The sequence below is a fragment of the Pedobacter alluvionis genome, from assembly GCF_003664035.1.
In the GTDB taxonomy this organism is placed as follows: Bacteria; Bacteroidota; Bacteroidia; order Sphingobacteriales; family Sphingobacteriaceae; genus Pedobacter; species Pedobacter alluvionis.
Window position 1 is genome coordinate 628,752 of sequence record NZ_RCCK01000013.1, and the last position, 20,540, is coordinate 649,291.

At 37.2% G+C, this 20,540-nt stretch carries 15 protein-coding genes; 12 read left to right on the top strand and 3 right to left on the bottom strand.

The window, feature by feature from the left end:
- Nucleotides 1-43: 43 nt before the first annotated feature.
- The 9 genes from BCL90_RS19510 to BCL90_RS19550 all read left to right on the top strand — a co-directional run bounded on the left by BCL90_RS19510 (nucleotide 44) and on the right by BCL90_RS19550 (nucleotide 10,632).
- Nucleotides 44-1,003: a GDP-mannose 4,6-dehydratase gene (locus tag BCL90_RS19510; protein WP_208529766.1), complete on the top strand. Its 960-nt coding sequence runs from the start codon at nucleotides 44-46 to the stop codon at nucleotides 1,001-1,003.
- Nucleotides 978-2,009, top strand: coding sequence for a glycosyltransferase family 4 protein (locus BCL90_RS19515; RefSeq protein ID WP_121286115.1), 1,032 nt, complete (start codon nucleotides 978-980; stop codon nucleotides 2,007-2,009). Before BCL90_RS19510 ends, BCL90_RS19515 begins: the two co-directional genes overlap by 26 nt.
- Before the next feature lie 150 nt (nucleotides 2,010-2,159).
- Nucleotides 2,160-2,717: a WcaF family extracellular polysaccharide biosynthesis acetyltransferase gene (locus tag BCL90_RS19520; protein ID WP_121286118.1), complete on the top strand. Its 558-nt coding sequence runs from the start codon at nucleotides 2,160-2,162 to the stop codon at nucleotides 2,715-2,717.
- Nucleotide 2,718: 1 nt separating this feature from the next.
- The gene (locus tag BCL90_RS19525; protein ID WP_121286121.1) at nucleotides 2,719-3,564 is read left to right on the top strand and encodes a glycosyltransferase family 2 protein; all 846 of its coding nucleotides are present in this window, start codon (nucleotides 2,719-2,721) and stop codon (nucleotides 3,562-3,564) included.
- Between the two features lie 16 nt (nucleotides 3,565-3,580).
- Nucleotides 3,581-4,792, top strand: coding sequence for a WcaI family glycosyltransferase (locus BCL90_RS19530; protein ID WP_121286125.1), 1,212 nt, complete (start codon nucleotides 3,581-3,583; stop codon nucleotides 4,790-4,792).
- A 37-nt stretch (nucleotides 4,793-4,829) separates the two neighbouring features.
- The gene (locus BCL90_RS19535) at nucleotides 4,830-6,143 is read left to right on the top strand and encodes a UDP-glucose dehydrogenase family protein (RefSeq protein ID WP_121286128.1); all 1,314 of its coding nucleotides are present in this window, start codon (nucleotides 4,830-4,832) and stop codon (nucleotides 6,141-6,143) included.
- Between the two features lie 4 nt (nucleotides 6,144-6,147).
- Nucleotides 6,148-7,131, top strand: a complete 984-nt coding sequence (locus BCL90_RS19540) for a UDP-glucuronic acid decarboxylase family protein (protein ID WP_121286131.1) — start codon at nucleotides 6,148-6,150, stop codon at nucleotides 7,129-7,131.
- 331 nt (nucleotides 7,132-7,462) lie between these two features.
- The gene (locus BCL90_RS19545; RefSeq protein ID WP_121286133.1) at nucleotides 7,463-8,854 is read left to right on the top strand and encodes an undecaprenyl-phosphate glucose phosphotransferase; all 1,392 of its coding nucleotides are present in this window, start codon (nucleotides 7,463-7,465) and stop codon (nucleotides 8,852-8,854) included.
- Nucleotides 8,855-9,036: 182 nt separating this feature from the next.
- On the top strand, nucleotides 9,037-10,632 hold the full coding sequence (locus tag BCL90_RS19550) for a gliding motility protein RemB (protein ID WP_121286136.1): 1,596 nt from the start codon (nucleotides 9,037-9,039) through the stop codon (nucleotides 10,630-10,632).
- Between the two features lie 225 nt (nucleotides 10,633-10,857).
- Here the strand turns inward: BCL90_RS19550 and dxs are convergent, their stop codons facing one another.
- Complete coding sequence (dxs, locus tag BCL90_RS19555; RefSeq protein ID WP_121286138.1) at nucleotides 10,858-12,786, bottom strand: 1-deoxy-D-xylulose-5-phosphate synthase; 1,929 nt, start codon at nucleotides 12,784-12,786, stop codon at nucleotides 10,858-10,860.
- Nucleotides 12,787-13,022: 236 nt separating this feature from the next.
- On the opposite strand from dxs, the gene BCL90_RS19560 reads away from it, so the two are divergent.
- The 3 genes from BCL90_RS19560 to glmS all read left to right on the top strand — a co-directional run bounded on the left by BCL90_RS19560 (nucleotide 13,023) and on the right by glmS (nucleotide 17,089).
- Complete coding sequence (locus BCL90_RS19560; protein WP_121286141.1) at nucleotides 13,023-13,766, top strand: segregation and condensation protein A; 744 nt, start codon at nucleotides 13,023-13,025, stop codon at nucleotides 13,764-13,766.
- Between the two features lie 62 nt (nucleotides 13,767-13,828).
- Complete coding sequence (gene glyA / locus BCL90_RS19565; RefSeq protein WP_121286143.1) at nucleotides 13,829-15,100, top strand: serine hydroxymethyltransferase; 1,272 nt, start codon at nucleotides 13,829-13,831, stop codon at nucleotides 15,098-15,100.
- 150 nt (nucleotides 15,101-15,250) lie between these two features.
- Nucleotides 15,251-17,089 (top strand): glutamine--fructose-6-phosphate transaminase (isomerizing), encoded by a 1,839-nt coding sequence (gene glmS / locus BCL90_RS19570; protein WP_121286146.1) that lies wholly within the window; start codon nucleotides 15,251-15,253, stop codon nucleotides 17,087-17,089.
- Nucleotides 17,090-17,492: 403 nt separating this feature from the next.
- Here the strand turns inward: glmS and BCL90_RS19575 are convergent, their stop codons facing one another.
- Together BCL90_RS19575 and BCL90_RS19580 are read right to left on the bottom strand one after the other, a co-directional pair.
- The gene (locus tag BCL90_RS19575) at nucleotides 17,493-18,866 is read right to left on the bottom strand and encodes a hypothetical protein (protein WP_121286148.1); all 1,374 of its coding nucleotides are present in this window, start codon (nucleotides 18,864-18,866) and stop codon (nucleotides 17,493-17,495) included.
- A 59-nt stretch (nucleotides 18,867-18,925) separates the two neighbouring features.
- Entirely contained in the window at nucleotides 18,926-19,624 is a 699-nt protein-coding gene (locus BCL90_RS19580) for a ComF family protein (RefSeq protein WP_121286151.1), read from the bottom strand.
- Nucleotides 19,625-20,540 lie beyond the last annotated feature (916 nt).

A 20,540-nucleotide genomic window follows, 5' to 3' on the forward strand; every position in this document is an offset into this window, starting at 1 on the left:
ATTTGTTTAATGAGTATAAAAAAGGTTTTTTCTGAGTGTGTATATGATTAAAGTTGCAATTATTACAGGAATAACTGGTCAGGATGGTGCATATTTGGCCCAACTGCTTCACGGTAAGGGTTACAGAGTGATTGGCCTGATAAGGAGTTACTCTCACATTAATTTTAAGGGGCTTGAATATTTAAAATTAAAAGATAAAGTGGAGCTGGTAGAATGCGACCTTACAGATCTATCACAGGTTATGTCTATAATTAAAGAATATAACCCCAATGAGATTTATAATTTGGCGGCACAAAGCTCTGTTTCTTTGTCATTTAGGCAGCCTATTGGTACGATCCAATTTAATATTTTATCTGTTTTAAATCTACTCGAAGCCATTAGAATGCTTAATCCCGAATGCAGGTTTTACCAGGCATCTAGTAGCGAAGTTTTCGGTGAAGCAAAACTGCCAATAAAAGAAACTTCTGGTATAAATCCAATTAGTCCATATAGCATATCAAAAGCTTCTGCGCATTGGATAACCAAAAACTACCGGGATTCTTACGGACTTTTTAGCTGCAGTGGCTTCTTATTTAACCACGAATCTTATTTAAGAAGTGATAATTTTTTTATTAAAAAAGTAATTTTACAAGCGATTAAAATCAAAAATGGAGAAGCAGAAATTTTAGAAGTAGGTAACATTGATATTAAAAGAGACTTTGGCTGGGCACCTAAATATGTAGAGGCCATGTACCTGATGTTACAACAGCCTCATGCCGACGATTATTTGATCTGCTCAAACCACTCTGTTTCCTTGAGGTCAATTATTGAATATGTATTTAACTATTTAAATATATCACTTGATCGTTTGGTGATTAATGAAAAGTATTTCCGCCCAACAGAAATACTGGATATTTATGGTGATAATACAAAAGCTAAAGCAAAATTGGGTTGGGAATACGAGATGTCTTTTTATGATGTATTAACGATTTTAATTAATGAAGAAATCGAAAATGGTAAATAAAAAAATAAAAATCAACTTTTTCCAGAGAAAACCAAGAAATGGATTTAGTTTTAGCCTGGAATATATCTTTGAAGATATAAGAAAAAGGCTGATAGATAAGATTGATGCCAGGGTATTTATCTCAAAATGTTATAATGATGGATATTACTCTAAGTTTATTAATATAATAGAAGCGGCGTTTAGACAGGGGAATGATATTAACCATGTTACTGGCGAAATTCATTTTCTTAATTTATTAATGCGTAAAAAGCGCGTGGTACTAACCGTTTTAGACTGCGGCATGATGCCGAGAAAAACAGGATTAGCCAAAATAATTGTAAAATGGCTTTATCTTACAGGCCCGGTAAAAAGGGCTAAAGTAGTAACTTCTATTTCTGAGGCCACCAAAGCTGAAATTGTTGGCTATACTGGTTGTAATCCTGATAAAATAAGAGTTATACCGGTTGCAATCGCTCCTGCTTTTCAGCCAGTGCATAAACAATTCAATAAAACTAAGCCCGTAATCTTACACATCGGTACAGGTCACAATAAGAATTTACTTAGATTAATAGAATCGTTAAATAATATCGAATGTCACTTGACAATTGTTGGTAAGCTTAACCCCGAATACCTGGAGGCTTTAAGCAAATTTAATGTTGATTACAGTAATGAATATAATGTCTCAAACGAAAGGCTTTTAGAAAAGTATCACGAATGCGATATTTTGGCTTTTGTTTCTACTTTTGAAGGATTTGGAATGCCAATAGTTGAAGCCAATGCTGTTGAAAGGGTTGTGGTTACCAGTAATTTATCATCAATGCCCGAGGTTGCAAATGAAGCAGCTTGTTTGGTTGATCCGTTTAGTATTGAAGACATACGAAATGGAATTTTGAAGGTTATTAATGACGATAATTATCGTGAAACATTAATAGAAAAAGGAAGAGTGAATAAATTGCGTTTTAACCCTGATTTTATTGCGAACCAATATTTTCAACTTTACCAGGAAGTTTTGAGTTCGAAACGATGAGTATGAAAATCCTGCATATTTTATACACTTGCTTGACTTTGCCTTCAAATGATAAAGAAAAAATGGTTTCTTTGTGCAATAAATCATTTCAGGATTATTTTTCTACTTCAAGTGCCACAATAAACCTGGAGAAAGCGCTAAATTTAAATTATGCATAATACGGATACAGTAACTGGCCCATCTTTTTCTATGAAAAACAGGTTAGCGAGGTTGGTATGGGGAATTGTAGCTTTATTTTTGTTTAAATTAAGTCCAAAGCCATTTCACCAATGGCGTGTTTTTCTGTTGAAATGTTTTGGTGCCAAAATAGGAAAGGGTGTACACGTATATCCTGGAGTAATCATTTGGGCACCCTGGAATATTGAATTAGGTGATGAATGTGGCATTGCCAGTGGTGTAAATTTGTATAGTCAGGGTAAAATTACCATTGGCAAAAGAGCCGTTATTTCTCAAGGTGCACACCTTTGTGCAGGCACACACGATTATACCTTACCAGGATTTCCACTTATTGCCATGCCCATTGTGATTGGCGATCAGGTATGGGTGGCTGCAGAAGTTTTTGTACATCCCGGCATAACTATATCAGAAGGAGCAGTAATTGGTGCCAGATCGGTGGTAACTAAAAATATGCCTGCCTGGACTGTTTGTTCCGGTCATCCTTGTAAACCAATTAAAGAAAGAGTATTTCAGTCCTCAATTAAATCTTAAAATGTTATCACCTAAGCTAGATCTTACTATTGTTATTCCGGTTAAAAACGAAGAAAGGAATTTATCTGGATGCTTACAGGCAATTGGTAAAGAGCTGGCGCAAAAAATCGTAATTATTGATTCGGGCAGTACTGATGAAACGTTATCTATAGCTAAAGCCAACAATATAGAAGTAATCGACTTCAAATGGGATGGGAAATTTCCTAAAAAACGCAACTGGTATTTGATGAATTATACCCCTGCAACAAAATGGGTTCTCTTTTTAGATGCAGATGAATATATCACTCCATCATTTAAAGATGAATTGAGCCGGGTTTTAACTTCGCAAAGTAATATGGCTGGCTATTGGTTAAATTATACCATTTTTTTTATGGGTAAAAACCTACGGGGAGGATATCCACTAAAAAAGCTCGCCTTATTCAAAGTTGGCGCAGGCTTATATGAAAGAATTGATGAAGAACACTGGAGCCAACTGGATATGGAAATTCATGAGCATCCAATATTATCTGGGCCAGTTGGTGAGATTAAGGCTAAAATTGATCATCAGGATTTTAGAGGCATAAGTCATTATTTAAAAAAGCATAACGAATATGCAAATTGGGAAGCTTCGCGATATCTAAAATCTGCAGATCAGCAGGATTTAAGAAAGAGCTGGACATTTAAACAAAAACTGAAATATAGGCTTATGCGTAGTGTGTTTATTGGCCCGGTTTATTTTTTAGGTAGTTTTGTCCTGATGGGAGGCTTTTTAGATGGAAAAAGAGGGCTATCATTTGCGATGCTAAAAATGGCCTACTTCAACGAAATTTATTGTAAAATTAGAGAAGCACAAGAAGCAAAAAAATAGGTCTAAGAGATTTTAAATGAGGATATTAATATACGGCATTAACTACAGCCCTGATTTAACCGGTATAGGGAAGTATAGTGGTGAGATGGGGAAATGGCTGGCGGGGCAGGGCCACAATGTTTCAGTAGTTACTGCAGTACCCTATTATCCACAGTGGCAGATTAATGCAAAATATAAAGGCAAATTATGGCATAGTGAAATAATTGATGGTGTTAAAGTTTACCGATGCCCTTTATATGTGCCAGCAAAGCCAACAAGTTTAAAAAGAATGCTGCACGATGCAAGTTTTTTGATTTCATCTTTTTTTGTTTTTATTAAACTTTTATTCCTTCCAAAATTCGATGTGGTAATTACGGTTGCACCACCATTTCATTTAGGATTAGTGAGTTTATTTTACCGTTTTTTTAAAGGTTCAAAAATATTATACCACATACAGGACCTGCAAGTGGATGCGGCTAAAGAATTAGGTCTGATTAAATCAAAAACCTTGCTTTCTATATTAATCAGAATCGAAAGATTTATTATTAAAAAAGTGGATCATGTAAGCAGTATTTCTGAGGGGATGATATTGAAAATCAGGCAAAAAGCAAAAAGACATATAATAGAATTTCCAAACTGGGTCGACCTTAAAAATTACTATCCGGTTGCCAATAAGGCAGCGCTAAAATTACGGTGGGGTTATGAAGCAGCTAATAAAATTATTCTATATTCGGGCAACATTGGCGAAAAACAAGGATTAGATGGGATTTTAGCTGTTGCTAAAAGGTTTATTGACAGGCCAAATGTTAAATTCCTGATCTGTGGTACAGGCGCCTATAAGCCTAAGCTGGTGGATCTGGCAAGGCAAATGAATCTCCATCATGTAGATTTTTTGCCGCTTCAGGAAAATAATGTATTTAATGATTTTTTAAATATGGCAGATATTCATTTAATTCTTCAGAAGAAAGATGCAAGTGATTTAGTTATGCCATCTAAGCTCACTACTATTTTAGCTGTGGGTGGTTTGGCACTGGTAACTGCAAATAAGGACACTACCTTATACAAGGTTATTGCCGAAAATGAAATGGGTTTAATTGCTGCTCCCGAAAATGTAAATGAATTATATCAAAAAATAGAACAGGGCTTGATGATTGATGGTTCTGAAATGAGCAAAAAATCGCATATTTATGCGCTGGAAAATCTTTCTATTGATACCATATTAAAAGATCTCATCAATAATCTTTCTTAAAAGCGTTGTAGAAGTTAATCAATTTAAATATTATAAAATGAAAATAGCTGTAATAGGTACAGGGTATGTTGGTTTAGTAACCGGAACATGTTTGGCAGAAACAGGTAATGACGTTATATGTGTAGACATTAACGAAGCCAAGGTTAAAAAAATGCAGGATGGCGAGGTTCCAATTTATGAACCAGGCTTGGATCTATTGTTTCACCGCAACATTGCCCAGGGCAGATTGATTTTTACTACGGATCTTGCTATGGCCATTAAAGAGTCGAAAGTGATTTTTATGGCTTTACCTACGCCTCCGGGAGGCGATGGTGCTGCAGACCTTTCTTATATTTTAGGAGCAGCAAAAGATATCTCTAACCTTGTTACCGAGTATAAAATTATTATCAATAAATCGACTGTTCCGGTAGGAACTGCCGATAAAGTGAAAGCTGTTTTTACTGCCAATACCGATATTGAAGTTGATGTGGTTTCCAATCCGGAATTCTTAAGAGAAGGCGTTGCTGTGGAAGATTTCATGAAGCCCGATCGTGTAGTAATTGGCACCAGGAGTGAAAAAGCAAAAAAAGTATTAACTGATTTGTATGGCCCTTACGTTCGGCAGGGGAATCCAATTTTATTTATGGATGAGCGTTCATCAGAACTGACTAAATATGCTGCAAACTCTTTTCTAGCCACCAAAATTACGTTTATGAATGAGGTAGCTAATCTTTGCGAGCTTGTAGGCGCAGATGTTGATGCGGTAAGAAAGGGAGTAGGGTCTGATGACCGTATTGGTAAACGTTTCTTATTTCCGGGGATTGGATACGGGGGATCATGTTTCCCTAAAGATGTACAGGCACTTGTTAAAGCTGCAGATGAAAATAATTATGATTTCCAGATCTTAAAATCGGTGATGGAAATCAATGAAAAACAGAAGACCATTTTGGTTGATAAAGTTTTAAAATATTATAAAAACGATATTAAAGGCAAACACTTTGCGCTTTGGGGATTGGCTTTTAAACCTGAAACAGACGATGTGCGTGAGGCTCCTGCTTTGTATATTATCGATGCACTGGTAAAAGAAGGTGCAACGGTAACGGTTTTTGATCCGGAAGGAATGGAAAACGTGAAAAATATGATCGGTGATAAAGTCGAATTTGCAGCTGATCAATATAGCGCTTTAAACAATGCCGATGCCCTGTTAATTGCAACAGAATGGTCTGTTTTCCGGAATCCGGATTTCGATAAAATTGATATTTTATTAAAAAATAAAGTTGTTTTCGACGGAAGAAACTTATATGATTTGGAAAAAATGATCGATATGGGATATTATTATAACAGTATTGGCCGTAAATTAGTAGAAAATTAAGAGGATGAAGAAAATTTTGATTACAGGCGCTGCCGGTTTTTTAGGTTCGCATTTGTGCGACAGATTTGTTAAAGAAGGCTATTATGTGATCGGCATGGATAACCTCATCACTGGAGATTTATCGAATATTGAACATCTTTTTCCTTTAGAAAACTTTGAATTCTATAACCACGATGTTTCTAAGTTTGTCCATATTCCTGGCAACCTTGATTATATCCTGCACTTTGCATCACCGGCAAGTCCAATCGATTATCTTAAAATTCCTATTCAAACCCTTAAAGTTGGTTCATTGGGAACACACAATCTATTAGGATTGGCACGCAATAAAAATGCAAGGATGTTGATCGCATCAACTTCCGAAGTTTATGGCGACCCAAATGTTAACCCACAGCCAGAAGAATACTGGGGGAATGTTAATCCTGTGGGGCCTCGTGGCGTTTACGACGAAGCCAAACGTTTCCAGGAAGCCATAACCATGGCTTATCACACTTTTCATGGGGTAGAAACCAGAATTGTCAGAATCTTCAACACGTATGGACCTAGAATGCGCCTCAATGACGGGCGTGTTTTACCTGCATTTATTGGTCAAGCCTTAAGAGGGGAAGATTTAACTGTTTTTGGTGATGGTAGTCAAACGCGCTCTTTTTGTTATGTAGATGATCTGGTTGAAGGTATTTACCGTTTATTGATGAGCGACTATGCCCAGCCGGTAAACATTGGCAATCCTGATGAAATTACCATCAAACAGTTTTGCGAAGAGATTATTAAACTTACGGGTACCAATCAAAAAATTGTGTATAGGGAGTTGCCACAGGATGATCCAAAACAGCGCAGGCCAGATATCACCAAAGCAACTGAAATTTTAGGTTGGACACCTAAAATTGGTCGTGCTGAGGGATTAAAAATTACCTATGAATACTTTAAATCGTTACCAAAAACAGCATTGGATAAAATAGATCATAAGGATTTTACGACATATAATCGTTAAGTCAATCTCATGAAATTTTTTGAAGCCCTTAAATCATTTAATAGTTTAAGGGCTTTTATTTTCAAATCGCAATCTGTAATCAGGGATTATCAACTTTTCCAATTGGAAATTTTAGATGTCTATTTAGCGTAATGTTGATTAATTGAATCTACTCCTTATATACTTATATCGACTAAAATTGTTCCTAACAATACTCTTTTAATGGAATAATCTTGACTGATCTTATATTAGCAAATTGTTAACAAAATAGAATTAATTTATATATTAAATAATGTAATTTTTATGTGTTATTTTTGTTTAATAATTTGTTAAGGAATCATCCCAAGGGCCTATGCAAACACGTTATTTATTCATTTTAAAATACATCCTGCCTTTAACAGACCTGATCATGGTCAATATTGTGTATTTTTTTGCTTATCAATTTACTTCTTATATGGGTAGAATGGTAACTTCTGAATTGCAGTTGCACTACGTTGTTGTGTGTAACCTGATCTGGATTGTGAGTACTACTGCTTTCAGTTTGTATTCAGATTATGGGTCAAGGCGGATTGAACGCATTTACCGCGGAACCTGGAAAAGTGTGGTGTTGCATGCGGTATTATTTTCTATTTACCTTTTCTTTTCGAAGCAAAATGATTTTTCAAGATCGTTCTTAGTGATTTTTTATGGCATACTAGCCATTTTGTTTTTGGTGAATCGTTTTATTGGTACTTCTTTTCAATTTTTATTATTTAATCATTTACGTGGCGTTAAATCTGTTGCAATTATGGGCAATAATGCTACAGGATTGCAATTGGCTACTTATTTTGAAAAGCAGCGTTATATAGAGTTCCATGGATTTATTAACGATGTGCCTGAAGATTATCTAACCCGCGATGGACAAATCTCTGAAATGGTAGGGCGACAGTTCAAAATGGCTGTAGATAAAGGGATTAAAGATATTTATGTAACCATTGCGCCAGAGCGTATGGCTGATATGACTTTGCTGACAGAGGAAGCAGAACGGCAATGTGTTCGTTTAAAATTTATTCCTGATATAAGTGGTGCATTATTATCTCCATATACGGTTAGTTATTTAGGTAACGAATTTCCTGTGATTTCATTAAGATCAGAACCTCTTGAAAAAATCCATAATCGGTTTAAAAAACGTTTAATTGATGTGATATTTAGTGGTTTGGTTATCCTTTTTGTATTGAGCTGGTTATATCCCATTATTGCCATCCTCATTAAAATCCAGAGTAAAGGCCCTGTGTTATTTAAACAGTTAAGAAGCGGCCGGGATGATGAACCTTTTTGGTGCTTTAAATTTAGAAGCATGCGGATGAATGACTTTAGCAATAAAAAGCAGGCGAGTAAAAACGATGATCGCATTACCTCTATTGGTAAGTTTTTACGCAGATCGAGTTTAGATGAGTTACCTCAGTTCTTTAACGTTTTTATGGGACACATGAGTGTTGTTGGTCCCAGGCCACACATGCTGAGTCATACCGAACAATATAAAGGTATTGTAGATCAATTTATGGTGCGCCATTTTTTAAAACCAGGCATCACGGGTTGGGCACAGGTAAACGGTTACAGAGGCGAAACAAAAGAAGATTACAAAATGGTAAAACGTGTAGAACACGATATCTGGTACCTGGAACATTGGAGTGCAATGCTGGATGTAAAAATCATCTTTATGACCGTAATTAATATGGCTAAGGGAGAAGAAAACGCCTATTAAATTAATTTAAGAAATTGTTGTTTCGCTGGCTGTTTCATCTCGTGTATAAGCATGCTTTACTACATTAAACCCTTTACGTTATTCCTTTGAGTTAACATAAATACATTCCTAATGGATTTGGGTTACTTATATTCATCAATTGATATTAATTTATGTTTCTTTGTGGATATAATTATCCCTGTATGAAGAAAGTTCTACTCCTATTAAGCTTAACTATTGCCACTTTTGGATTAAAGGCCCAATCGGTTTACCAGCCATATTCATTTCAGTTTTATCAAAAATTAAATTCAGAAATTTATAATCCGGATACCAGGTTACACAGTTCAATGAAACCTTTTTTTATAGATGATAGTTTATTGCAGGATAAAAGTAAACTATTGTTAAGTGTTGGGGTAGATTCAGTTCGCAAATCTTGGGTACTACGTAAATTGTTTAACGAACATCTGTTTGATATGCAGATGGAAGATTTTACTGTTTATGCCGATTTTCTGCCCGATTTTCAGATAGGAAGGGATGCTTCTGGTAAAAAAAATACTTTTCTAAACACGCGCGGTTATCAGATTGGTGGTACTGTAGGCAAGAAATTTTCTTTTTATACTAGTGGTTACGAAAACCAAGGACGTTTTGCATCTTATTATGATAACTATGTAAACACTACAAATGTAGTACCCGGCCAATCTTATGATCGGAGTTCCGGAAAAATAACCAAAGATTGGTCGTATGTTACGGCTACTTTATCCTATACCCCAATAAAATATTTAAATATTACAGCTGGTTACGATAAAACATTTATTGGTGATGGTTATCGTTCTATGTTGTTATCCGATTTTTCTTCTCCGTATCCGTTCTTAAAATTAACGGGTAATTTAGGAAATGTACAATATATGGTAATGTGGGCAGCCATGCAGGATCCTGGTGCACCTAAATTATCTTATGATGCTGGTAACCGGAAAAAAGGTGGGGTTTTTCATTACTTAGACTGGAATGTTAATAATAAGCTATCTATTGGTTTTTTTGATTCTATTGTTTGGGTACAAACAGATGATGCTGGCAATAAAAGAGGTTTCGACTGGGGATATGCTAATCCTATTATTTTCTTAAGGCCAGTTGAAGCTTCAAGCGGTTCGCCGGATAATGCTTTATTGGGGTTTACTTCTAAATATAAATTTGCAAAAGAAGTTGTGGCTTATGGTCAGTTCTCTCTTGATGAATTTCAGGCAAAAGAATTTTTCTCTTCAAAAGGCAGTGTAAGAAATAAGTATGGCTGGCAACTGGGGGTTCGTGGAGCAGACATTTTTAAAGTTGCCGGCTTAAATTATCTGCTTGAGTATAACACAGCTAAGCCTTATACTTATTCGTCCAGAACAAGAATTGGTAATTATGCCAATTATAATGAGCCATTGGCACATCCTCTAGGTGCTAACTTTAGAGAAGCTGTTGGTTTATTAAATTATTCCTATAAGCGTTTCGATTTTACAGGAGAGTTGATGTATGCCAGGTATGGATTAGATGAAGCAGGACAAAATTACGGTAAAAATATTTTTGAGCCCTATCTTGCATCAATCAAGCAGGAGGGAAATTACACCACGCAAGGTATTAATACGAATCTTTTTTATGCAGAGGGAAGAGTAGCTTACGTTGTAAATCCGAAATATAATTTACGATTAGAACTGGGGGCTATACTAAGGCGTGAGAGTAATGGCTTGGGTAAAAATAATGCTGGTTTAATTACTTTCGGTTTACGCAGTTCATTCCGGAATTTATATACCGATTTTTAACAAAACATTATAAAATTTAAAGCTTCAGTTTTCTCACTAATAGAGGCTATTATGTTAATTTACATGTCATCCTAATGATTGGAAGGAATCTTTATTTGTATCATTGCGATTCTTCGCAATGGGAATAAGCTGAAGAGATTCACTTCTTTTAAATTCTTCTGTAATTTATGCCGATTTTATACAATAAATTAATCCTTAAAAGGATAAAAAATATGCTGGGGCTTACTACCCTGCCATACTATCTGTTGTCCTTTTTATAGCAACTTTTCTTACCGCTTCAATAATTGCATTTTTATCATAGCCACATTCTGCCCAAAGCTCCGGCTGCTCTCCGTGGTCGATAAACTTATCGGGGATTCCAAGTCTGACTACCTGGGCATTATAGTTATTGTCGGCCATAAATTCCAATACTGCAGCGCCTACTCCACCTGGTAATGAACCATCTTCAACAGTAATCACATTTTTGTATTTGGAAAATACCTCATTTAATAAAGCTTCATCTAATGGTTTTACAAAACGTAAATCATAATGCGCCGGATGAAAACCCTCGCTATTTAATTCTGTACATGCTTCAACAGCAAAATTACCTACGTGGCCAATCGTTAATATGGCTACGTCTTCACCATCGCAAATTTTACGCCCTTCTCCAATTTTCAACGCTTTAAAAGGTCTCTTCCAATCGGGCATTACCCCATTTCCGCGTGGGTAACGGATTACAAAGGGTCCTATATTTTCTTGTTGAGCCGTAAACATCAGGTTACGAAGCTCTTCTTCATTCATAGGGGAAGAAACGATTAAATTTGGGATACAGCGCATATAGGCGATATCGTAAGCACCATGATGTGTTGCGCCATCGGCACCGGCCAGGCCTGCCCTGTCCAGACAGAAAACTACATTTAGCTTCTGGATAGCTACATCATGGATTACCTGATCATAAGCCCTTTGCATGAAACTTGAATAGATATTACAGAAAGGAACCAATCCTTGCGTAGCCAGGCCAGCGGAGAAAGTTACCGCATGTTGTTCTGCAATACCTACATCGAACGCACGTTTTGGCATGGCTTTCATCATAATGTTTAATGACGAGCCCGAAGGCATTGCTGGTGTAATGCCTACAATTTTATCGTTAGCCTCAGCCAGTTCTACCATGGTATGTCCGAAAACATCCTGATATTTTGGTGGTTGTGGCTTGTCTGGAGTGCTTTTTTTGATTTCGCCTGTAATCTTATCGAACAAACCCGGGGCATGCCATTTGGTTTGGTCTTTTTCTGCCAAAGCAAAGCCTTTTCCTTTTACTGTAATACAATGCAAAAGTTTAGGACCCGGAATAGCAGACAAATCTTTTATGGTTTGTGCCAGACGTGTCACATCATGACCGTCAACAGGGCCAAAGTACCTAAAGTTTAAAGCCTCAAATAAATTACTTTGTTTAAGTAAAGTTCCTTTGATGCTTTTTTCAATCTTTTTTACATACTTATGTGCATTGGGGCCAAGCTTAGAAAGCCCTGTTAGTACATGAGAAATGTCATCGCGAAAACGATTATAAGATTTTGAAATGGTGATGCTGGTTAAATATTCTTTAAGCGCACCCACATTCGGATCGATAGACATACAGTTGTCATTCAGGATCACCAGTACATTACTGTTTTCGATCCCTGCATGGTTTAATCCTTCAAAAGCTAAACCAGCTGTCATGGCGCCATCACCAATAACGGCCACGTGCTGCCTGTTGGTTTCGCCTTTTAATTGTGAAGCCACCGCCATCCCTAAAGCTGCGGAAATGGAAGTAGAAGAGTGGCCAACACCAAAGGTATCGTATTCGCTTTCGGAAATTTTTGGAAAACCACTAATGCCACCATATACACGGTTGGTATGGAATAAATCCCGGCGGCCAGTTAAAATCTTATGCCCGTATGCCTGATGGCCCACATCCCAAACTAACTTATCGTAAGGGGTATTTAAGGCATAGTGTAAGGCTACGGTTAATTCTACCACACCTAAGCTGGCGCCAAAATGGCCACCATTAACACTAACTACATCAATAATATATTGTCGTAATTCCTGGCTTATTTGTACTAAGTCAGCTTCGCTATATTGCTTTAAATCAGCAGGATAGTTAATTTTAGATAATAAGGGGCCAGCTTTTACTTGCATTCGGAATTTAGGGTAAAAAACAAGATACAAAGTAAGGTAAATTTGTTTTAATATAGAAGAGAAAAATACCAGTTTGTTATAGCGGGTTAAGCGGCTGGGGTTTAGTTGTATAGGTATGGCGATTAGTGTTGAGCGGTTAGGGGCTGGCATAGAGCAGCTAGTGATGGCTATGGAGCATTTTGAATTCCGTTTAGCCTTTAAAGGCCTGAAAATTTTCATTATGTTTGTTACTCCACATGCAGGCAGAAAATTTTGAAATAAAGCTTCCGGTATTTGAAGGCCCCTTCGATTTGTTGCTGTTCTTTATTGAACGCGATGAACTTAATATACAGGATGTGGAGATTTCGAAGATCACAAACGACTTTTTGGCTTACATTCACCAACTCCTTGCCTTAAATGTAGAAGTAGCCAGTGAATTTATTCTGGTTGCTGCCACCCTGATGCGGATTAAATCCAAAATGTTATTGCCGAGGATTGAGATAGATGAGGTTGGCAACGAAATTAACTCGGAGCAGGACCTTATTGCCCGGCTGATTGCCTATAAGCAGTTTAAATCTGCAGCAGAAGAAATGAAGGTTTTTGAAGAGGAGCGATTAAAGCAAAACCACAGGGGTAACATTGCATATGATCTTACATTGGCTGCCGCTTCGTCTACAAATCAGGACGAGCTTTTATCACTGGATTTGTATAAGCTGTTAACTGTTTATCAGCGGACCATGCAGAAGTATGAGCTGCGCAGTGAAGAAGTTAAACATACCGTGGTCCAATATCCCTACACTATCGAACAGCAAAAACACTTTATTGCCAATTTGCTTGATATCAATAAACAGATCGATTTTGCCCTCGTGCTTAAAAACTCAGAAAATAAAGTGCATTTTGTTTATAATTTTCTGGCTATTTTAGAGATGTTGCAGCAACAAGTGGTAGAGATAACCATTGGGAGCGGCTTTAACAACTTTAATGTGAAAGCATTATCTTAATACGGCCAAAATTAAATTTGAAATTCTTACTTTTGCAGAAAAAATACAAACCTAAATATACAATGACACGCGACAACCAAATTTTTGAACTTATCGATAAAGAATTAAACCGCCAGGAGCATGGTTTAGAGCTTATTGCATCAGAAAATTTTGTAAGCAAGCAGGTAATGGAAGCTGCCGGATCGGTACTGACCAATAAATATGCCGAAGGCTTACCAGGAAAACGTTACTATGGCGGTTGCCAGGTGGTAGATGTGATAGAGCAGATTGCTATCGATAGGGCAAAAGAATTGTTCGGTGCGGCTTGGGTAAACGTTCAGCCACATTCTGGAGCACAGGCCAATGCAGCGGTAATGCTTGCTGTTTTGCAACCGGGTGATAAAATATTAGGATTTGATCTTTCTCACGGCGGTCACTTAACACATGGTTCGCCTGTTAACTTTTCGGGTAAATTATATCAACCTTTCTTTTATGGGGTAGAAAAAGAAACCGGATTAATTGATTATAAAAAATTAGAAGAGGTTGCTTTAGCTGAAAAACCAAAACTGATTATCTGCGGTGCCTCTGCCTATTCACGTGAGTGGGATTATGCTTTTATCCGTGCAGTAGCTGATAAAATTGGTGCTTTGGTTTTAGCTGATATTTCTCACCCTGCAGGTTTAATCGCAAAAGGATTGTTAGCCAACCCACTTCCACATTGCCATATTGTAACCACTACCACCCACAAAACTTTACGTGGTCCACGTGGCGGTATGATTATGATGGGACAGGATTTTGAAAACCCATGGGGATTGAAAACGCCTAAAGGTGAAATCCGTTTAATGAGCAGCCTGCTCGATATGGCGGTTTTCCCTGGCACGCAGGGCGGTCCGTTAGAGCATATTATTGCAGCTAAAGCAATTGCCTTCGGCGAAGCTTTAAGCGAGGAGTACGGAACATACATTAAACAGGTAGCTGCTAATGCACAGGCAATGGCTAAAGCATTTGTAGCAAAAGGATATGGCATTATTTCTGGCGGTACGGATAACCATTTGATGTTAATTGATTTGCGCAATAAAAACATCACCGGTAAAGTAGCCGAAAATGCTTTAGAGAAAGCAGAAATTACGGTGAATAAAAACATGGTACCTTTTGATGATAAATCACCGTTTGTAACTTCTGGTATCCGTGTGGGTACTGCCGCTATTACTACCCGTGGTTTAAAAGAAACTGAAATGGAACAGATTGTTGAATTAATTGATAGGGTTTTAACTAATCCGGAAGATGAAGCCACCTTAAATACAGTGAAGGCTGAAGTGATTAAATTGGTAAGTGCATTTCCACTTTATAAATAGCATAGCTAATTCGATTTAGCGATCATACATTAAAAGCAGTTACATTAATTTGTAGCTGCTTTTTTCATTAAACAAAAAGATCTTTAGTGCTTAATGCTTTAAAACAAACGTTTGTTTTATATATTTACCCAAATTAATTAGATGTAAATTATGTGTGGAATAGTGGGCTATATTGGCTATAGAGAAGCCTGGCCAATTGTACTTAAAGGCCTTAAAAGATTAGAATACCGTGGTTATGATAGTGCGGGGATCGCATTAATGAATGAAAGCGGAGAGCATATATATAAAAAAGCGGGTAAAGTAGCAGTTTTAGAAGAATTTGCTCAAGATCAGGATAAGTCTGGTACTATTGGTATGGGCCATACCCGTTGGGCAACCCATGGAGTTCCTTCAGACCGTAACTCCCATCCGCATACTTCGAACAATGGTAAACTGTCAATTATACATAATGGAATTATAGAAAACTATGCTACTTTAAAAGAAGAGCTGATTAACCGCGGGCACGAATTTAAGAGTGATACCGATACCGAGGTGCTCATTCATTTGGTAGAAGAAATCCAGGAAATTGAAAATATAGATCTTTTAGAAGCCGTTCGTTTGGCTTTGAAGGAAGTGATTGGCGCCTACGCCATCGTAATTATGGATCAGGATCATCCTGATCGTTTAATTGCAGCCAGAAAAGGCAGTCCGATGGTAATTGGTGTGGGTCAGGGCGAATACTTTATTGCTTCTGATGCTACACCGATTATTGAATACACCAAAAACGTAATCTATCTGAATGATAATGAGATTGCGTTGATCACCAAAGATGATCTTTTAGTTAAAAGACTGGATAATGTAGTACAAACGCCATTAATCCAGGAGCTGCAGTTAAAGTTAGAAATGCTGGAGAAAGGTGGCTTCGATCACTTTATGCTCAAGGAAATTTATGAGCAGCCACGTTCGATTAAAGATTGTATGCGTGGCCGTATTTATCCTGAAGAAGGGAAAGTCCAGCTTGGTGGAATCAAAGAATTTGCAGAGAAATTAAAAAATATAGATCGTATCATCATTGTAGCCTGTGGAACATCATGGCATGCAGGTTTGGTTGGCGAATACCTGATTGAAGAATATGCCCGTATTCCTGTTGAAGTTGAATACGCTTCAGAATTCAGGTATAGAAATCCGATTATTACTGAAAAAGATGTGGTAATTGCGATTTCACAATCCGGAGAAACGGCCGATACGATGGCAGCTATAGAGATGGCTAAAGAACGTGGGGCAACTATTTTCGGAATTTGCAATGTTGCTGGTGCCTCAATTCCGCGTTTAACGCATGCGGGCGTTTATACCCACGCCGGACCAGAAATCGGTGTAGCTTCTACAAAGGCATTTACTGCCCAGGTAACGGTTTTAACTTTGATGGCCTTTTATATGGCGCAACAAAAAGGGACTATTACTACTTCAAAGCTAATCGAACTTTTAACTGAGCTTGATAATATTCCTGATAAGATCCAGATTGCTTTAGAATCGAACGACCTGATTAAAGAGGTAGCAGAAAAGATTAAAGATTCTACCAACTGTTTGTTTTTAGGTAGAGGAAGTGGTTTTCCTGTGGCCTTAGAAGGGGCTTTAAAACTTAAAGAAATTTCCTATATCCATGCAGAAGGATATCCTGCTGCAGAGATGAAACACGGTCCTATCGCTTTAATTGATGAAGAAATGCCTGTAGTTTTTATCGCTACGCAGAATTCATCATACGAAAAAGTGATCAGCAATATACAGGAAGTAAAAGCGAGGAAAGGTAAAGTGATTGCGATTGTAACCCAGGGCGATACCGAGGTGAAAAAAATGGCCGATTATTGTATCGAAATTCCTGATGCCAATGAAGCCTTTTTACCACTTATAGCAACCATTCCACTTCAGTTATTGTCGTATCATATTGCGGTAATGCGTGGATGTAATGTAGATCAACCAAGAAATCTGGCCAAATCCGTAACTGTAGAATAATTTACAACACAACAAATAGATAAAGCAGCTGCATTAATTGTAGCTGCTTTTTTGATTATAGAGGTATTTAATACTGACGTTGTTAACTAAGCCCGATTGAACGGATGCCGTTTTGAACCGTATATTTTTGATATCGGTAAATAAAACGGCAGGAGGAAAAGCGGGACTGCAGGCTGCCACTTTGCAACAACGCGAACTTTCAAAAAAATAAACAATTGTTAGGGATAGAGGTAACAGACAAAGATGACCTAAAAGAATGGAGTAGCAATCTTAAAATCTTATTAAAAAGTAAAGGGCCGATATTCTTTAGAAGAAATATCGACCCTTACCATCTAAATTAACGCTCTCGTATATATAAACGAGATTTCCAGACGATTTGTTTTCGAAAAACTAAAAAAAGTTATTATTTTTCGTAACTGCCTAAGGTTGAGGGAGAAATTCTTGTGTTACCCTTGATATCTTTATTAAGATAACCGTTAAAATAAGGATCGGTACTCAAATCAACCCCTTTCTTTCTGGCTAAACTGTTCGCCGAGAGCTCAAAATTTTCCATTTCCTGGTTGATGAATAATGGATCAATATTCAAAATATTGCCGTTACTGTTATAAGTACTGTTCGTGCATCGGATTAAATTACTCCAAAAATTGAGTTGCACCATTGCAGAAGTTTTCTTTTGGATATCGAGTTCATTAATTAAACTTCCCCAAATAATATTATTAGTTAAATCAATTTGAAGTTTATTGTAAGTATTTGCTGATAAATAATCTGAAAAGCTCAATGAGGCAGTTTTACGCGGAAAGTTTAAGTTGTAACCAGCAAAGGTATTCTGTTTCAAATTATAATTCCCTCCCCCAACGCCATATATCAAATAATTACCGCAGTTATACATCACATTATTAAACGCGAGCAATTCTGAGTGGTAGCCAATATAAGCTGCCACCTGCATGTTTTTGATAATACTATTGCTTAAAATTAATTTGGGGTTGTTGTGAACAGATAAAGAATCGGAGGTAATGCCAACAGATGCATTTTTAATGATCGCATTATTAATTAGCCCATATCCCGTGCGTTTTAGAAAAATTCCTTTCCATTGCCCGGGCTCATCGCTATAAATTCTTTCAAGCCTGTCGCTACAAAATAGTACAGGCTCAGTAAAGCCGCCATTGACAATCAGATTTCCTTCTATGTTTAAATTCGCATCCTTATGGAAATAAATTTTAGTTCCGGGCTGGATGGTTAATGAAACACCACTCTTAACGGTTAATGATCCATTGATTATATAGGGTAAGGCTTTTGTCCAGATGGTATTCGTATTAACTGTAGATTCATTAATAAATACAGCATTTTGTCCGTAAGCTAAAAGCTGAATCACCTGTTTATTCCCATTTGTATTTAACAGGATAGAATCTTGAACCAGAAAGGGTAGATTGGTTGAATTGGGATTGATCGAAACCTTGACAAAAAGATTTATAGAATCCTGGCCGTTTATGATGAGATCATTTTTACGCTGTGTTTGCTCTCCGTTAATATTGATACTGAAGGCCGAAGTATTCCCGCCTGATAATCTGATTTCGGATACTTTAACTGCATCATTATTTTTATTTACAATTTTTATTCTTCTGGTTGTTGAGCCCACCGAAGTAAAAATGGTATCAAATAATACTTCTTTATCAGAGATATTGAGTTTAGCATTTAGATCTGTGGTAATACGCTCTCCTTTCCGGCAAGCTAAACCAAAGAATGAAACTAAAAGCACTAAACCAATATTTAAACGCATAAATCAAACTTAGAAAAATGTTTGGCTACTTACAATAGTACTTAAATGTATAGTGGTAATTATTCTGCGAATGCAAGTGCTGCTATGCTCACTTTTATTGCTCCTATAGCTAAGAGTGCATTGGCACAGGCCTCAAGCGTTGCCCCAGTGGTAATTACATCGTCAACCAGTAAAACATGTTTGCCTATGATATCCGCAGGAGACTTTACCTTAAATACATCTGTCATGTTTTCGTAACGGTTATACCTGCTTTTTTTAGTCTGGCTCTCGGTAACCTTATTCCGGATAAGGTGATCTTCGCTAATGCCGATCCCCATCTGGGCTGCAATTCCTTCGGCAATAAAGGTACTTTGGTTATATCCCCTGCTCTTATATTTTCTGCGGTGTAAAGGAACCGGAATAACCAGATCAATATCATGGTAAAGCGTTGCGGTTTTCAGCCTTTCTCCCAGGATGCTGCCTAATAATACGCCAACATCTGTTCTGCCGTTATATTTTAAGTTGTGTATTAAGTTTTGAACCTTTGCCCCTTTTCTAAAATATAACATGGCCATTGCAGCGTTAAGTGGCAAGCGGCCCCATAGCTGCTTGGCAACCCTATTATCTGCATATTGATGATAGTCGGTAAAAGGGAGATCGTATAAGCATTTTAAACAAATCAACTTTTCATGGCGAAACAAAGCAGTGCCGCATGCATTGCATAAATTTGGAAATAGCAGTCCAAACAAATCAGAAGTCCATTGTTTAACCAGAAGCATCTAACTAATTTATAAAATATTTACGAGTAATACTATGTTTTTAAGGCTAGGGTAAAATATAGTTAAATGGTTGTTTTTTCGTAAAGCAGTTGTTGTGCTACTATATAAGTGTGTTCCCGCTTTCCGTTTGTAGTGCCGGGGTGTAGCCGGCAGCTACCACTGCAATCGGGTTTAGGTGGCGGAGGGCAGGGGTTCCTTACGAAGTTTCTAATGGCAGGGTGCAGGGAACTTCGTAAGTTTTTTAGGTCAAACCTCGCAGGTTTTGGAAACCTTAGAGGTTTGTAAGGAGGTGTAAACATTCAATTCTTGAAAAAGTTTTGTTTGAGGTAAAACTTTTTTATGCTGTAAACCATCAACTTACACCAATCCATACAGGATTTGACAAATTTCCTTTGTGGAAGCGATAAAAAATCCTACTTTTGCATCCCGCTTCGGAGGAAGGGGTTTTGATTAAAGGATGGCAGAGAGATGAGTAGAGCGGGATTTATTTTAAAATAAATATTGCGAAAGAGAAAAAGATTGCTACTTTTGCAGCCCGGTTCGGAAGAACGGGGAGCCAGTTAAGCCTGGCATATTGAAATAAAGGTAGAGAGAAAATAAGGCTTCAAAAAATAAAATTTATTTTATTTGGAAGTTTGGAAAAGTTCCTTACCTTTGCACTCCCAACCGAAAGGAAGGGTAAAAAAATCGGAACGGCGGATGTCGGGAAGATAGGAAAAAAAGATTGAAACAGACGTAAACACGTTTAAGACTAACAAGACTTGAACGAACTGAAGTTTGAAGATATATAAATGACCGGCCGTGAGGTTAACCAGGTCAGCAAGTTCTTAAAAGAGATGTCAATGTAGCGTAGCGAGGTAATGGAGTACTGGTCAAAGTACATGATTACGTAGCTTTATTTTAAAGGTGGTGTCTA

Bases quoted from the DNA above. Each gene is read 5' to 3' on its own strand.
- BCL90_RS19545 (WP_121286133.1), top strand. From the start codon at position 7,463: ATGCAAACACGTTATTTATTCATTTTAAAATACATCCTGCCTTTAACA.
- dxs (WP_121286138.1), bottom strand. From the start codon at position 12,786: ATGCAAGTAAAAGCTGGCCCCTTATTATCTAAAATTAACTATCCTGCT.
- BCL90_RS19575 (WP_121286148.1), bottom strand. From the start codon at position 18,866: ATGCGTTTAAATATTGGTTTAGTGCTTTTAGTTTCATTCTTTGGTTTA.
- BCL90_RS19515 (WP_121286115.1), top strand. From the start codon at position 978: ATGAAGAAATCGAAAATGGTAAATAAAAAAATAAAAATCAACTTTTTC.
- BCL90_RS19560 (WP_121286141.1), top strand. From the start codon at position 13,023: ATGCAGGCAGAAAATTTTGAAATAAAGCTTCCGGTATTTGAAGGCCCC.
- BCL90_RS19580 (WP_121286151.1), bottom strand. From the start codon at position 19,624: ATGCTTCTGGTTAAACAATGGACTTCTGATTTGTTTGGACTGCTATTT.
- BCL90_RS19510 (WP_208529766.1), top strand. From the start codon at position 44: ATGATTAAAGTTGCAATTATTACAGGAATAACTGGTCAGGATGGTGCA.
- BCL90_RS19550 (WP_121286136.1), top strand. From the start codon at position 9,037: ATGAAGAAAGTTCTACTCCTATTAAGCTTAACTATTGCCACTTTTGGA.
- BCL90_RS19525 (WP_121286121.1), top strand. From the start codon at position 2,719: ATGTTATCACCTAAGCTAGATCTTACTATTGTTATTCCGGTTAAAAAC.
- BCL90_RS19540 (WP_121286131.1), top strand. From the start codon at position 6,148: ATGAAGAAAATTTTGATTACAGGCGCTGCCGGTTTTTTAGGTTCGCAT.
- glmS (WP_121286146.1), top strand. From the start codon at position 15,251: ATGTGTGGAATAGTGGGCTATATTGGCTATAGAGAAGCCTGGCCAATT.
- BCL90_RS19535 (WP_121286128.1), top strand. From the start codon at position 4,830: ATGAAAATAGCTGTAATAGGTACAGGGTATGTTGGTTTAGTAACCGGA.
- glyA (WP_121286143.1), top strand. From the start codon at position 13,829: ATGACACGCGACAACCAAATTTTTGAACTTATCGATAAAGAATTAAAC.
- BCL90_RS19520 (WP_121286118.1), top strand. From the start codon at position 2,160: ATGCATAATACGGATACAGTAACTGGCCCATCTTTTTCTATGAAAAAC.
- BCL90_RS19530 (WP_121286125.1), top strand. From the start codon at position 3,581: ATGAGGATATTAATATACGGCATTAACTACAGCCCTGATTTAACCGGT.